Below are 14456 nucleotides of genomic sequence, written 5' to 3'. Positions count from 1 at the left end.
TTTATACCTTTTTCCACTGATTTAAATCAAAGTCAAACTTCTTAATAACTTTAGCTGGTACTCCGGCAGCAATACAGTTAGCAGGTATACTTTTTGTTACAACTGAATTAGCCCCTACTATACTACCTTCTCCTATTTCAACACCCATTAGCACAGCCACATTTTCACCCAACCATACATTATCACCAATCTTCACCTCATCCGCATATGTTTTTCTGTCTTTGGGAATGCTTAAAGGACTATCATGATGGCCCTCAAAGCCGTAGCTGCCATGACTACAGTCAGATATGTACACCTTGCTGGCTATTAGTACATTATCTCCAAATGTAATTTTTTTTGCTGCAGTTATATGCACGTAATCGTTGATTTGAATGTTCTTACCAAAGTATATTTTCGTTTTTTGTTCCCTCTCGTTTCCAACAAACTCTGCTTCAATTCGACATCCGACACCCGTAGTCAAACTTTCCCCAAAATCTATAAAAGCTCTACCTCTAATATCAATCGGGAAACGCATTAAACGAGCCTTTCGAGCGATCAGTTTGGTCCTCAAAAAGCAATAAGACAAATAAAAGAAGTTTGAAAGTGAATATCTTCTAAACATCTTCGGTATAAATAGGCAGTGGGAAAAAAAAGTTAAAAAAATATAAAAAAACGGCAACAACAAGGATAGCCGAGAAATAACCGGCACCTATTAAACTAACAATAGATGAAACAGAAATCAAAGAAAGTAAAATAACACAAACTAGCAAATCTGAAATCCCTTTAAAATGAAGAAAGTTTCTCCATGAGATTCCAGTAAAAACGCCAAACAAAAGGGTTACCAATGAAGATAAAAAGTAGCCAAAATCAAGATACATAGCTCCTATTTGGGTGAAATAAACCCCAGGATTAACTATCTCAGAAACTATTTTATCCGAATTAATTATATTAAATCCAATCTTATTTAACATTAGAACAAAGGTCTTAAACTCGTACGCACCCAAATATGGGAAACTTTTAGGTTGAGGTGCATTCAGTAGTACATCCAATTGATTCACCCCATGAGCAATGTAATATTCAAAGTAAATCACTACAGTAGTCAAATTCGGGTTATACCTTATCAAGGTTTCCGTAAAACTTTTTGGCTTACAGAGTCTTAGATAATACGCCACTTGGCTTATATCTTGATGACTTAATCTATCCATAAATATTTGACCAGAGATAAGGATAAATATAATAGCGGCTAAAGAAAGAATGAGTTTTGTTTTAAACGCTAATTTTACGGGACTAAGTTTTCGGGCAAAAAGATAAATTATCAAAAAAGTAAATGCAGTAAATCGTCCTCCGGTCATGAATGAAGTGAGAATCCCACCAAAAAAACTAATATTTAACAAATATCTTTTAACTCTACTCAAGATTTTTTCATAATAGATCGCAATTATACCGGCTAGCAAAGGAAAGCCAAACAATAAAGTAGCTATCATTCCATATATACTAGAACCTAGTTCTTTGGTATCATCACCGATGGATGCTCCTCGTATTTCCGTAAAACCACTTAAACTCATGTCTGCATCATACCTTTCAGATAACCCTCTAACTTTTAGGTACATAAAAAAAATACAAATGACTGATAACAATATTGTTAAGTTCATCAGAAATAACAAATTTCCCCGAGGTGAGAATCCTCTAAAGCTTAATAAAAAAATCCTTTTAACGCTGATAACCTTATTAACCCCGAATATATAGCCGCATACAAAGGTTACAATAAATACCACTATGCTTACACTAGTTTCGATGCTTACACTGTCATAATTCATTAAACCAGCAAGCCTAATAAAGACCACCACAAACCAACTTAACAAAAAACACTTAACCGGATAGTAATGAGACATTCACTTAAACCTTTGTAATAGGAAAGAGTCCTTCTAAAATATTTCTTGCTAAATCTTTTTTATCCATATCTGAAAACAATTTACACTTCTCTTCTTCTCCAACATATGGAAGTTTACCAAGACTAAAATAAACTTCTGATTCAGCCAAAACAACTTTTTTATCCGCCATAATAGCCTCAACACCAGTTGTTCCTGTCCAAACCACAACATAGTCCGCCAATTCAAACATTTCATAAGTGGAAACAAAAGGGCTAATTAGGAACGTGTTTTTGTAACTTAATATATTTTTATAAATATTTCTGTCTCTTCTAAGATAAGATGCTGTATGCTCCTTTACCAATACCTTATATCCATTATTTACATAGTATTGGATAGTTTTATAAAGAGAAAAGTAGTAAGTCAAATAGTTTTTCTTTGTCACCCAATATTCGGTTGTAGCTTCTGGATGATAATGTAATGGTATATAGACAAATTTCTCTGATTTATTACACCTCAAAGAAGATACATCCTTAGTGAAATACTTATTGACACAAAAAATATCTATCAATCGTCTCGGATATGTATCCACAACCGTCATTAAGAATCTATAATTAAGCTTTTTAAAAAGCTTATAATTAATCAAATAATGTAAAACATACTTTGCCTTATAGGAAAAATAATATCTTAAAACTTTGAGGTAAACTTGCTTTTTAGATGACACATATGGTTGGTCATACTTTTTTGACATTTTTTCTAAAAACCCATCTACTTCACTATCATCAACTTCCCTTACCTTATTTAGCTCTCCCCTTTCCGTAATTCGAATATGCTCTCTTCCAAAAGAACTGCCACAAGAAGATATAACTCGAATGCCTTTTTGTCTCGCCATTTGTGTCAAAATATCAACAATATAACAATCAGGCATATTCGTCACTAAGACATCAAAAGAATTTTCTCTGAAAAAGTCAAGCAAAAATTTAGCACATGCAAAAATAAGATTGCAAGAATCCAAGTAGGACATATCTATCCTAAAAACTCTTTCATTCTTTATAATTTGATTGATATCCAAGTTGTTTTCAAAAAACAAATAATCTTCTGCTGTATAATCATTCACGTTATACTTTTTCAGATCAAGATAATAGTCTGTCTTAGTTGGGTAATCGGATAAGATCTTATACTCTTCAGTTTTTAAATAATTCTTAATAATCAAGTCACCATACTCACGAAACATGTTCCCATACCCCGTCGGTTCTCTAGCATATAACAATACTTTAAGTTCTTTCACTCCAGATAAAGCTTCTATCATATTAGATTAATTTTCGTACTTAATTCTTCTAAAAACAATGTTTAAAACGTAAAGACTATAACTGAAAATGAATAGTCCATTAGAAAAATAAATGGTAAACACAGAAAACCCATTTTTAGCTAGAAAAACAGAAACACATATACAACTGACAAAAATCACCAAAACGGCACCCAACATACTATTATTGAAATCCTTAAATACCGCAATAGGGCTAAAAATGCCAACAATAAAGAAAAAACCTTTAAAAATCGTTATTAGAAAAGCAACTAATACGATATCATTAAACTGAGGGTAAATTGGTGTAATAAGGAATAAGAACAATACAAAACAAAGTAATAAGCCTATATAGGCAATAAATGAAACTTTAAATTGCTTTATCAAACTTTCTTTCTTTAGTGATTTTATTTTCTCTCCTAAAGTGATATTTGACAAATAACTGAAAGCACTAATTACAACAACAATTATTTGCGATAAGCTAAACGCAAAGGAATATGTAGGCAAATCTGAATAAAAATACTTCTCTACAATAAACCTTTCAGAAAATATCAGCAAACCAAAAACTAAGGTGGCAAGAACTCCTGTAAATATTTTTTTAACCATTACGAAATACTTCAACACATCCGTTTTAGATATTGAAAGGAACCCCTCTATAATGATAAATCTTTTTATCATTATAATCCAAACTAAGAAAGCGAAGAAAAAAATGGTTAAAATAAAAATATTCGCAGCCAAGTCTAACTTAAAGAAATAATTCGCCGCACCCAACAAAATACTAAAAACAGCCAAAAGGGGTTTAAAGAAGAATGCGACTGTAAACTCTTTGAGTACTTTTAGCTTTTGTTCTAAAATTGTAAATAAATTAATTATTATTAGAGGAATAATCAATATTTCTAAGCTAAAAACAAAGCCAACAATAATGGAACTCAAGAGGCTTAGGACCAAACCAACTTTGAAAAGCTGCTGGAAATAATCCACTCCAAAATTGTATTTCACATATGTATAGCCACTATATGCACCTAAAAGGACATTGGGAAAAAGAAAGATAGCATTTCGATAATATTCAATATTAGAATATACCTCCGGATTGTCTTTAAGAAAAAAAGGTAACATTAGGCCATCTACTACTCCAAAAGAATACAAAAAATACCTTATTATTATGGTTTTAATGTTCTTTAAATCGTAATTATCAAGTAGTTTCTTTCTAGCTAAGTTAATTTTTTCAATCATGAAAGGGCGTTTTTTTGTCTAAAAGTCGGTTCCCCGAACCAACAACTATGCTATGAGGCTCAATATTTTTAGAGACCACCACTCCTGCACCAATTAATGCTCCTTTCCCGATAGTCACTCCACCCAAAACAATAACATTTGACGCTATCCAAACGCCGTCCTCAATAACAATAGGCTTTGAAAGATGTTTATACGGAGCAGGCGAACCAAAGTCCAAACCTGCCGTCTCTAAAATTGCCCCTGTTGATATCCTAACATTCTCTCCAATAGTAATCTTACTATGAGCTCCTAAGGTGCAATATTTATTAATGCCACTGCCCTCGCCAATGTAAATATTTTCGCCATATTTAATGTCAGTAGTCCAATGACAAAGAGCTGTTTTGCTTGCATTAGGAACAAGTGCATGAAATCGCAAATGACTAAATACACGGTCAAAGAAATGAATGAATTTAAGGAAAAGAAGCGTTAAAGCTTTCACAAATCCATTTGACGCAACTTTGGTGTATAGAGTTTTAGTCATTATTTAATTAAAAGTCTGTTAACAAAAAGATTTAGTTGGTCAACCTGTGCAGAATCAAAACTTACTGGCTTATAAGTCTCCACAGCAAGAGGGTTTAATGAATACTCTACTTGTAACAATAGCCTCTTTTCAGAATTAGGAAGCAAACCCTTATGAAAACCATAAGTGTCTACTAGAAAAACACTTCCCTTAGGTTCAATAAAAGTCATTACGTTTTCTTTACCAAACACTTTCTCAACTTCTTGGTCTTGATATCTTCTTATTTTCCTAAGCTTAGGCGACAAAGAAGAGCCTTTAACATAAATGTGAGGACCAGCGTCCTTAGAAACATCAGTTAAGTATATAAACAACTTACAAAACTTCCAATCATCCACATCTCTATGGTAAAGCTGAGCCTCCTCTGCCTGCTTTTTCCCACTGTAAGACCACCATAAATTTACATTACTGATCGTGGGGGTTGCTCCTAAAAAATCTTGAGCAATACTAAGAATCCCTGGATCGTTAGCTATCTCTAAAATATCAATATTTTGAACTAATTCATCTCTTCTATAGTGGGCCGTATGAGTTTCGTTAGGCGGGTTCAAAGGATCTATTTCGCCTAAAAGCCTTTTATGTGGGTCAAAGCAGGATAACAGTTTTATTGACTCAAGAATTCTCTCCTGCTTACTTTCAGAAACCTTAGCATTCATTTTTGTGAAGCCATTAGCTCTTAAGTTCTCTGAATGCGTTCCAATCTCGCTCAAATTCATAAAAGCAGATTCTTTATTTGAAGAGTATTCCTTTCCTCTCCCTTTTACTTTCCATTTGATAACAGAATCTCTTAAAGACTTGTTACTCAAGCCTCTCATCAAATAATAATCTAGACCTCGAAATTTATAGTTAAGTATCTTGTGAACCAGTGCTTTCATATTTTTTATATTTAATCTTTTACCAAGTAAAAGGACTGCCCTTTGAAAAATCTTTCTCTGCAGTTTTTCCCAAGACTTCTTCATAAAACTTAGGGCTTAAGCCATCCCCTGGTCGTATAACTCGGATATTTTCAGAAGTAAATTTATCGCCTTTCTTAATATCGTTCACTATATAAATGGATCTTTTAAACTGAAGACTCTTTTCTTCACTTTTCTGTGTATCTAGCTGCGTATGTCCTAGTGCCAAGAACACTCTTTCCGTTTCCACTACTAAACTTTTCAGTTCTTCTGGTTCCAAAGAGAATGCACTATCCACACCACCGTCTGCACGGTGTAGTGTAAAATGTTTTTCTATAACCCTAGCACCTAAGGCTATCGCTCCTACAGAAGCACCAATACCCATGGTATGATCTGATAGACCAATAATACAATCTTCAAAAATAGACTGAAGAACAGGAATGGTGTTTAAATTCGTATTCTTAGGTGTAGCCGGATAATTAGACGTACACTTGAAAATTATAATATCTTTAGCTCCATTAGATTTAAGGAAACGAATAGCCTCATAAAGCTCATTTAATTTACTTGTTCCTGAGGAAATCAAAATTGGTTTACCCGTTTGTGCAACTTTCTTTAAAAGAGGAAAATGATTGCTCTCAAAAGAAGCAATTTTATACGCAGGTACATCTAGCTCCTCCAAAAAATCTACAGCGGTTTCATCAAAAGGAGAAGAAAAAGCTTCCATGCCTAATGACTTGGCATAATCGAAAATTTCTTTATGCCACTCCCAAGGGGTATAGGCCTCTTGATATAATTCATAAAGGTTTTTCCCATACCAAAGTGAACTGGGATCTGTAATATCAAATAAGCCACCGCTATGATTCATGGTGATGGTGTCGGCCGTATAAGTCTGCAGCTTTAGTGCATCCGCTCCGGCATCTGCAGCTGCTTTTACCAACTCCAAGGCTCTTTTTATATCACCATTATGATTGCCCGACATTTCTGCAATTATAAACGGCTTACATTCAGCACCTATCTTCCTGCCTCCTATTTTAAAAGTATTCATTGTAACAAATCGCCCTTAATTATTTCAAATTCATTTTTTTCGAAAACTAGACCCTGTAAAAAAACGGCTCCATTTGTACTTTTAATAATAATGTTTTGGTTTTCTGAAAATAGAACCTGACCATTATCAAAGTCAAAAGAGTAACCCATATCACTAATTGATGCTTGATTTACAATCACCTTAGAATTATTAAAATAAAAATATGCCCCAGGATAGGGGTTTGCCTGTGCTCTAATCCAATTAATGATTCGTTCTCTACTCCAATTCCAATTTATTCTTCCATCCTCAGGTACTCTCTTCCCGTAAAATGTTGCTTTCCCCTCATCCTGTTCAAAAGCAGAAATTCTATCCTTTTTTACATCTTGAATAACATCTTTAACCAATGTTGGGTATAAAACTAAAAATTTACCCAAAATCGAAGCTCCAGTGTCTTTATCCTCAATTGGGACTACTATCTGTTTAATAATTTTACCCGTGTCTACAGATTCATTGATGATATGAGCAGTAATACCTGTTTCCTTTTCTCCATTTATAATGGCCCAAACATGAGGTGTTCTTCCTCTATATTTTGGAAGCAAAGAACCATGAAAATTTATGGCATATTTTTCTGGTAATTGTATAATATCCTCCTCTATTAAAAATAAATAATTAATCGAAAGTAATAAATCACACCTAATTCCGCTAATGAATTTCTTAGCCCTGCCCTCTCTTGGGTTTCCGATAAAAGTTGGAATTTCGTTCTTTTGACAAAAGAGAATAATACTGTCTGACGACTTATTAGTGAACACCGCGTTTAACTTTAACTCTTTGTCCAAAAACAATTCTTCTAGAATTCTATAACCAAGCTCACCACTAACAAGTAGACAAATCGATATCATAATTAAATATACAAATCGGATTTTTAATTATTTGGACAAGGTTTTAAAAACATCAATCAATCTTAAATCAGATAAACCATCAAAATATTCATTTTGTTTTTTTACTGCTCTTTGAATGTCATACTCTTTAATTGAACCAAATTGATTAATATTAAAAGCAAGACCCGCTTGAAGAAAAAAATCAAATATATTCTTTTGATTATCAACATAACATTGTAGAAATAAAACACCTCCAGTACTTAAATACTCATATGAGATAGTACTTGGAGAAGTAATAGACCTTCCACATTGATTCATGTATAGAACCATTTCTTCTGCAGACAAATTACATAAAACCACTACCTTAAGTGGAGTTTTATCTATAAACAATTGTAACTCATTTAACCAAGAGTAGGCACTGCCTATTACCAAATAACAAATGTTCTTTTCCTGTCGTATTTCGAGCATTTTCAAAGTTTTCAATGAATAATTCTCAGGATCCGCCCCTCCCATACAAATAAACAAATTGTCCGGTTTTTTAGCCTTTTTTTTAGCAATATCTCTAAATGGTTTACTCAACAATGCATACTCCACACCTAAATAGAATTTTGTATAAAGCTCTCCTGAATATTGAGAAGGTTCCATACCTCCAGCATGATTAATGACGACATCTGCCAGAAAATGTTCAGAATTTAAATCATCAATACAAACAACATTGATTTCATTTTTTTTAAACACTTTTTGATAGTCAGAAAGGAATGTATATCCATCTAAAACTATTATATCCCCTTTATTAAACTTACTAACTAATGTTTCTGCCTCTTTCCTATATTCATTTGAAACATTTAAAGAAACTACATCTAAACAAATTGAAGAGATTTTCTCCAAAAGTTTGACTTCGGGTTCCTGAATTATGAAAAAACAATCAAATTCTTCATTTAGCATTTCTGCTAAAGCTAAAGAACGCATAACATGCCCTAAACCTATTGTCGAATTGCCATCAGCTCTAAAAAAAATCCTAGTCTTACCCTTCATGCTGATAAGATTTTAAGATATCTGCCGATTTATACATTTCTTGTAAATCTAAGATTTCAACAGCCTTATTTAATTCTTCACTTAGGTTGCTAAAAACTCTTTTTTGATACACTTCCTGGTTTAAAGTGAAAATGTATGGCTTCCTTTCCCATAGGTCAAAAATATCTTGAAAGGAAAAATGTTCTTGATTTGATTTAAGATAGTCGAATAGAATTCTCAACATCAAATAATCTTCTTTGGAATCTAGTGTAAGCCTTAAATTAGCCACTTCTTTGGGAAAGTTTGCCCTCATAACATGATGAGCAAATTTTTCTTCATGATTTCTGGCATAAAAAGTCACATGCTCCTTATCCATAGCATCCGCGTGATCTAAGGATTCTAACAAAGCTGTTCTTGAAATAACCTCAACGTTCATACCAATTGGGTAACCAACAGTATGTGTATAAGCAGAGCCCTTCAAAAGGTGTTCATTCACCGCTTTTTCAACTAAGCTTGCATCTATGCATGGATTGTCACCTGTTAATCTAACAATGTTGTCGAAATCAAACTTATCGGCTACATCACAAAATCTTTTCAGCACATTGTCCTCACTCCCTCTGTATACTTCAAAATTCGTTTTAGAAGTAACAAATTCTACTAACCTATCATCAGTCTGCTTATCTGTAGTTGCAAGAATTACGTGATCGCAGTTTTTAACGCTACTAGCCGTATCTAAGATTTTCTCAATAACTGTTTTCTCTTCAGTAATTGGCAACAGAACCTTTCCAGATAGTCTTTTAGAGTTTAACCTTGCTTGTATGACAATTCCTGTTTTCATTTTTAAATTGAAGTCCAACCTCCATCAACGGCAATATTTTGACCGGTTATAAAAGAAGAGCTATTAGAACATAAAAAAGCAAATATACCCTGCAGCTCTTCAGGCCTTCCAATTCTTCCCAAAGGGTTTTTATTACTTAAGGCCTCTATAAAGCCTACATTCTTCTGAACAGCTTCACTGGGGAACGGTCCTGGAGAAACGGAATTTACCAGAATATTATCTCCACCCAAATAACTGGCAAAATACTTAGTTAGCTGAACTACTCCCGCCTTGGCAGCTCCATAATGTGGTGGGTTTAAATACTGTGGAAAATCATTATAAACAGAAAAGTCTGGTGCCACCATACCGTACATAGAAGATACATTAATAATTCTTCCTCCTTTATTTTTTTTCATAAAGGGCAGTACTTCCCTAATACACCTATAAATGCTATTTAAACTGCCATCTATACTTCCGTTCCACTCTTCATCAGATAAAGACTCTGGCTTATTTCCTTTTACATGAAACGCATTATTAATAAGTGCGTCTATTCTTCCATATGTATTAAATACGGCTTGATATGCCTCTTTAATACTACTCGAACTGTCAATGTCTAAATATTGGAATGAAACATTTTTATCGTTAAAGGTTTCTTCAAATTTCTCCTTATTCCTTGCCAACACAACTACACTTGCACCACACTTAAGAAGACCTTTTGTAATAGCAGTGCCCAAATAACCGTAACCACCCGTTATAAGAACAACTTTATTCTGTAATGAAAATAGGTCTTGCATCTTTTATTTAATTTTCCAGTTACTTGGATTAATAATCTTTTCATCATCTACACGATAGCTTTTAAGCTCTTCATACATCTCGTTTACCAAGCTACTATCCGATAGCGTACTTATATTATTCTTTAATTGCTCCAAGTTGTCTATTCCTAGTACAAGCTTATTAATATTTGGGTTTAATAAAACAAAATTCAAGCAAATGGAAGTTTTCTTTAAATCATAACTGTTTAAGCTCTTCAATTTAGGAATAACCGCTTGAAAATATTGGGGTATTTCTTTCACATCCATAAAAAATAGGCCTTGAAGAAAAACGGATCTCACATGAACTTCAACCCCTTCGGAATTTAATTTTTCCAGGTGTTCAGCAAAGCGTTGATCAAATACATTATAAGGAACTTGAACAATGTCAAAATTAATCCCTCTCTCTAAAAGCAGGTCTAATTCAGCAGGATTATAAAGGGAAAAACCAATTTTCTTAATTCGTCTCTTTCTCTTTGCCTCCATCATTCGCTCCATCAGGAGATCATCTTCTAAGTAAGTCGAAAAGTGATGAAATAGGTATGCATAAATCTCCTCTCTGTTAAGGTTTTTTAAAGTGCTGTCCAAGTTTTTATCGAAATCACCATTCTTACATGGTTGTAATTTTGAAACTATATTAAACCCATCCAAATCACATTGACCTAAAGCTTTTTCACTGGTACCATATAATGCTGCCGTGTCTAAAGTATCTATTCCCTGCGACTTCGCATATTCCAAAATTTCTCTTACTACTGACAAACTGGGCTTACCTTTTTTATTGTTAATCCCATAGTCCATTCCAAATTGAACTGTTCCAATTGCCAGTTTTGAAGTCATTTAGCTACCTCTAAAATTTTAGTTATAACGTAGTTTTGCTCTTCGTCTGTTAAACTTGGAAACATAGGCAAGCTTAAAGTCTTAGAATAGTATGTCTCTGCTACAGGAAGAACAAGCCTTTCAGACTCAAGACTTCTATAAAAAGGCTGTGTGTGCACCGGTATATAATGAACCTGAGTGAAAATTTTATATTTCCTTAATTCATCATAGACTTCTTTTCTATTGCTTAATTCAACCAAATAGAGGTGATAAGCATGATAAACGCCAGAAGGTACAATAGCTGTTTTTACAGCCGTTCCCTTGAACGCCTCCTCATATTTTATAGCAATCTCATGTCTCCTTTTTAACCCTTCTTCCGCTTTACTAAGTTGGGAATTTGCCAAGGCTGCTTGAAAATCTGTTAGTCTATAGTTATAACCCAGCTCATGCATCTCATGATACCACAAACCATGGTTTTCAATTAGTTTAGAAGGTTCCTTGGTAATACCATGAGTCCTTAATGATAATAGGCGTTCGTAAAGAGACTTATCATTTGTAGTTATCATCCCACCTTCGCCAGCAGCAATATGCTTTACAGGATGAAAGGAGAATATGGCAAGATCGGCATAAGCCCCATTGCCACACTTTTGTTTCTTGTTCTTAGAATCTATAAAATATCCTCCTGGGGCGTGACATGCATCTTCTATAATCCAAAGACCATATTCTTTAGCCAAATTTTTGAATTCTTCAAGGTTACATGCATATCCTGCAAAGTCCACAGGAATAATACCATCATAAGTACCCTTTGGCGACGCGTCTAAAAGCCTTCTTACGGCCTTAATATCCAAAGTAAATGTATCAGGATCTATATCTGCAAATGTAACTTTCCCACCACAGTACTTTATACAATTGGCGGAGGCTACGAAAGTTATTGGAGAAGTGATCACATTACTTTTATGACTAACGTTTAATGCTAATGCTGCCAAATGCAACGCAGCAGTTCCGTTAGAGACAGCCACCGCATACTCTGCGTCTACATAGTCTGCGAATTTCTCTTCAAACTGTAGAATACGTGGACCTTGAGTCAAAAAATCATCACCAAGTGCTTCAACAACAGCTTGGATATCTTCAGGACTTATGTCTTGTCTTCCATAACTTATCGCTCTCATACTTCAAAAGTATCGTCAATATGAATTTTAATTAAGTCTCTTAGGCCTTCTATCGTTTCCCATTCATCGTTGGTTCCCGAATTATATTTAAAGCCTTCTTTCACCTTTACAGCATTGTGCTTTGCAATAAACTCATCTATCGACCAATTATGAGTTGAAGGCAGAATAGTATAATACTTACCCAAATCATAGGTTAAAAAAGAGTCCGATTCAGAGATCATCTCTTCATGCACCTTTTCACCCGGTCTGATACCCACCACTTTCTTTTCACAATTTGGTCCAATGGCCTCCGCTAAATCAAGAATCTTGTAAGATGGTATTTTGGGGATAAAGATCTCTCCTCCCCAAGCATTTTCCAAAGCATGCATGACCATGTCTACACCTCCTTGAATAGGAATATTAAAACGGGTCATATTCGCATCGGTAATTGGCAAAACCCCTTCTTTTCTTTTATCTAAGAAAAACGGAATAACTGAACCGTTAGAACCCATAACGTTTCCATACCTTACAACGGAAAACTTAATAGGATTCCAACCCCTTATATTATTGGCCGCAACGAATAATTTATCGGAAGCTAGTTTGGTAGCACCATATAGATTGATAGGAGCACATGCCTTATCAGTAGATAGTGCTACAACTCTCTCGACATCAGTCTCTAAACAAGCGTTTATGACATTTTCGGCTCCAAGAATATTTGTTTTTACACATTCCATGGGGTTATACTCAGCAATCGGGACATGCTTCATAGCTGCGGCATGAATAACATAATCCACTCCTCTCATCGCTCTTTTCAATCGCTCAAAGTCCCTTACATCGCCGATAAAAAAACGGATTTGAGGATATAAATCATGAGGAAACTCCTGGGCCATTTGAAATTGCTTTTGCTCATCCCTTGAGTATATTACTAATCTTTTAATCCCATTCGCTTTTGAAAGGAGCTCTTTAGTTAAAGCCTTTCCGAGTGAGCCGGTACCTCCTGTAATTAAAATAGATTTTTCGCTTAACATTAACCTTATTGAATGTTTATTTTATTTATAGACCTTATGGTTGAAACTAATTATGTGACGTAAGAAAAATTTTCTTGTGGTTTTTCCTTACAAATAATGTTACTACTAAAGAAACCAAAAATCCAACTAACATAAAAACTCCTAAAATGAAGCCCTTCTTCGGTTCACTAGCCAAGTTCGGTGCCATTGGTGGTTCCAGCACTTGAAATATTGGAGTTTCCTGTTTTAACTTTAACTTAGACTCTTCGTATTTTTTTAATAGCTCGTTATAAATACTAGTTGACATTTTATACTCTGATTCAATCCTCTCCCTTCGGATATCGGCTGATTTTAATCTCATTGTGGAGGCTGAAAACTGATCTTCATAAACTGCTTTTTTTGACTGATCTTTATAAAAAGTACCTCGAGCAGATGCCACTTTATTCTCTAGAAATTCAACCTCCGACCTCAGCTTTTCCGTTCTATAAGTACTAACATAACCTGTCAAGTAATTCATAGCATAATGAGCTAATCCAGCCGCAATTACAGGATCTGGCATTTTTGCTGAAATCGAGATCACACCACTTTTTTTATCAATACTTCCAACAACTCTCTCTCTTAACTCCTTAATCTTATTCTCAGTTAATTCGTCTAATACAATCACCCCTTCAGGCCTTCCTTTAAAAGCCTGATTTGTGCTTTCCTCGGAACCTTCCATTAAATACATATCACAGTATTCATTAAAAAGTATACTATCACCGTTTTGATTTATAAATGATTGCTCCAGAAGCCCTAAAAAAAATGGTGCTGTTTTTATGACATCAGGGTATAAATCTGGCCTAATAGCATCCGTATTGTTTTTCATACCAAGCTCAAAACCTCCTATTCCAACCAAATCTGCTAAACCGCCTAAAGAGCCACCACCCCCACTTGAAATTTCCGGCAATATTTTCCCCTCAGATACAAATTCCTTTTTTAAACTAAAAGCATACCATATACCTAATATCGCAAACAATAGAATTATGCCAAATATCAATAACTTCTCCTTCCAAATAACCTTGACAAAAGCCTTGACATCTACTGTAAAAACATCTTCCTCCATTAAATTCGACAT

15 protein-coding genes are annotated in these 14456 nt (G+C 34.3%); all 15 read right to left on the bottom strand.

Annotation, left to right across the window (positions count from 1 at the left end):
* Position 1: 1 nt before the first annotated feature.
* The 15 genes from ACTBZY_RS05130 to ACTBZY_RS05060 all read right to left on the bottom strand — a co-directional run bounded on the left by ACTBZY_RS05130 (position 2) and on the right by ACTBZY_RS05060 (position 14456).
* Positions 2-514 (bottom strand): DapH/DapD/GlmU-related protein, encoded by a 513-nt coding sequence (locus ACTBZY_RS05130; protein ID WP_463045265.1) that lies wholly within the window; start codon positions 512-514, stop codon positions 2-4.
* A 79-nt stretch (positions 515-593) separates the two neighbouring features.
* Positions 594-1589, bottom strand: coding sequence for a hypothetical protein (locus ACTBZY_RS05125; RefSeq protein ID WP_463045264.1), 996 nt, complete (start codon positions 1587-1589; stop codon positions 594-596).
* A 286-nt stretch (positions 1590-1875) separates the two neighbouring features.
* Entirely contained in the window at positions 1876-3156 is a 1281-nt protein-coding gene (locus ACTBZY_RS05120; RefSeq protein WP_463045263.1) for a hypothetical protein, read from the bottom strand.
* 6 nt (positions 3157-3162) lie between these two features.
* Positions 3163-4383, bottom strand: coding sequence for a hypothetical protein (locus ACTBZY_RS05115; protein ID WP_463045262.1), 1221 nt, complete (start codon positions 4381-4383; stop codon positions 3163-3165).
* The gene (locus ACTBZY_RS05110; RefSeq protein WP_463045261.1) at positions 4376-4903 is read right to left on the bottom strand and encodes an acyltransferase; all 528 of its coding nucleotides are present in this window, start codon (positions 4901-4903) and stop codon (positions 4376-4378) included. The genes ACTBZY_RS05115 and ACTBZY_RS05110 overlap by 8 nt, the downstream gene beginning before the upstream one ends.
* Positions 4903-5811 carry a phytanoyl-CoA dioxygenase family protein gene (locus ACTBZY_RS05105; protein WP_463045260.1) on the bottom strand — a complete coding sequence of 303 codons (909 nt, stop codon included), beginning with the start codon at positions 5809-5811 and terminating at the stop codon, positions 4903-4905. Before ACTBZY_RS05105 ends, ACTBZY_RS05110 begins: the two co-directional genes overlap by 1 nt.
* A gap of 19 nt (positions 5812-5830) precedes the next feature.
* Positions 5831-6874 carry a pseudaminic acid synthase gene (gene pseI / locus ACTBZY_RS05100; protein ID WP_463045259.1) on the bottom strand — a complete coding sequence of 348 codons (1044 nt, stop codon included), beginning with the start codon at positions 6872-6874 and terminating at the stop codon, positions 5831-5833.
* On the bottom strand, positions 6871-7752 hold the full coding sequence (locus tag ACTBZY_RS05095; protein WP_463045258.1) for a methionyl-tRNA formyltransferase: 882 nt from the start codon (positions 7750-7752) through the stop codon (positions 6871-6873). The genes pseI and ACTBZY_RS05095 overlap by 4 nt, the downstream gene beginning before the upstream one ends.
* A gap of 27 nt (positions 7753-7779) precedes the next feature.
* Positions 7780-8766: a UDP-2,4-diacetamido-2,4,6-trideoxy-beta-L-altropyranose hydrolase gene (gene pseG, locus ACTBZY_RS05090; protein ID WP_463045257.1), complete on the bottom strand. Its 987-nt coding sequence runs from the start codon at positions 8764-8766 to the stop codon at positions 7780-7782.
* Positions 8756-9583, bottom strand: coding sequence for a cytidylyltransferase domain-containing protein (locus ACTBZY_RS05085; protein ID WP_463045256.1), 828 nt, complete (start codon positions 9581-9583; stop codon positions 8756-8758). Before ACTBZY_RS05085 ends, pseG begins: the two co-directional genes overlap by 11 nt.
* A 2-nt stretch (positions 9584-9585) precedes the next feature.
* Positions 9586-10356 carry an SDR family NAD(P)-dependent oxidoreductase gene (locus ACTBZY_RS05080; protein ID WP_463045255.1) on the bottom strand — a complete coding sequence of 257 codons (771 nt, stop codon included), beginning with the start codon at positions 10354-10356 and terminating at the stop codon, positions 9586-9588.
* A 3-nt stretch (positions 10357-10359) separates the two neighbouring features.
* Entirely contained in the window at positions 10360-11208 is an 849-nt protein-coding gene (locus tag ACTBZY_RS05075; protein WP_463045254.1) for an aldo/keto reductase, read from the bottom strand.
* Complete coding sequence (gene pseC, locus ACTBZY_RS05070) at positions 11205-12356, bottom strand: UDP-4-amino-4,6-dideoxy-N-acetyl-beta-L-altrosamine transaminase (RefSeq protein WP_463045253.1); 1152 nt, start codon at positions 12354-12356, stop codon at positions 11205-11207. The genes ACTBZY_RS05075 and pseC overlap by 4 nt, the downstream gene beginning before the upstream one ends.
* The gene (gene pseB, locus ACTBZY_RS05065) at positions 12353-13363 is read right to left on the bottom strand and encodes a UDP-N-acetylglucosamine 4,6-dehydratase (inverting) (RefSeq protein ID WP_463045252.1); all 1011 of its coding nucleotides are present in this window, start codon (positions 13361-13363) and stop codon (positions 12353-12355) included. The genes pseC and pseB overlap by 4 nt, the downstream gene beginning before the upstream one ends.
* 46 nt (positions 13364-13409) lie before the next feature.
* A complete protein-coding gene (locus ACTBZY_RS05060; protein WP_463045251.1) occupies positions 13410-14456 on the bottom strand; it encodes a Wzz/FepE/Etk N-terminal domain-containing protein in 1047 nt (348 codons plus the stop codon).

The organism is Arcticibacterium sp., assembly GCF_055134445.1.
This window is presented reverse-complemented; position numbering and strand designations above follow the sequence as displayed.

Coding starts and splice junctions, on each gene's coding strand:
- ACTBZY_RS05130 (WP_463045265.1), bottom strand. CDS start 514: ATGCGTTTCCCGATTGATATTAGAGGTAGAGCTTTTATAGATTTTGGG.
- ACTBZY_RS05125 (WP_463045264.1), bottom strand. CDS start 1,589: ATGTACCTAAAAGTTAGAGGGTTATCTGAAAGGTATGATGCAGACATG.
- ACTBZY_RS05120 (WP_463045263.1), bottom strand. CDS start 3,156: ATGATAGAAGCTTTATCTGGAGTGAAAGAACTTAAAGTATTGTTATAT.
- ACTBZY_RS05115 (WP_463045262.1), bottom strand. CDS start 4,383: ATGATTGAAAAAATTAACTTAGCTAGAAAGAAACTACTTGATAATTAC.
- ACTBZY_RS05110 (WP_463045261.1), bottom strand. CDS start 4,903: ATGACTAAAACTCTATACACCAAAGTTGCGTCAAATGGATTTGTGAAA.
- ACTBZY_RS05105 (WP_463045260.1), bottom strand. CDS start 5,811: ATGAAAGCACTGGTTCACAAGATACTTAACTATAAATTTCGAGGTCTA.
- pseI (WP_463045259.1), bottom strand. CDS start 6,874: ATGAATACTTTTAAAATAGGAGGCAGGAAGATAGGTGCTGAATGTAAG.
- ACTBZY_RS05095 (WP_463045258.1), bottom strand. CDS start 7,752: ATGATATCGATTTGTCTACTTGTTAGTGGTGAGCTTGGTTATAGAATT.
- pseG (WP_463045257.1), bottom strand. CDS start 8,766: ATGAAGGGTAAGACTAGGATTTTTTTTAGAGCTGATGGCAATTCGACA.
- ACTBZY_RS05085 (WP_463045256.1), bottom strand. CDS start 9,583: ATGAAAACAGGAATTGTCATACAAGCAAGGTTAAACTCTAAAAGACTA.
- ACTBZY_RS05080 (WP_463045255.1), bottom strand. CDS start 10,356: ATGCAAGACCTATTTTCATTACAGAATAAAGTTGTTCTTATAACGGGT.
- ACTBZY_RS05075 (WP_463045254.1), bottom strand. CDS start 11,208: ATGACTTCAAAACTGGCAATTGGAACAGTTCAATTTGGAATGGACTAT.
- pseC (WP_463045253.1), bottom strand. CDS start 12,356: ATGAGAGCGATAAGTTATGGAAGACAAGACATAAGTCCTGAAGATATC.
- pseB (WP_463045252.1), bottom strand. CDS start 13,363: ATGTTAAGCGAAAAATCTATTTTAATTACAGGAGGTACCGGCTCACTC.
- ACTBZY_RS05060 (WP_463045251.1), bottom strand. CDS start 14,456: ATGTCGAATTTAATGGAGGAAGATGTTTTTACAGTAGATGTCAAGGCT.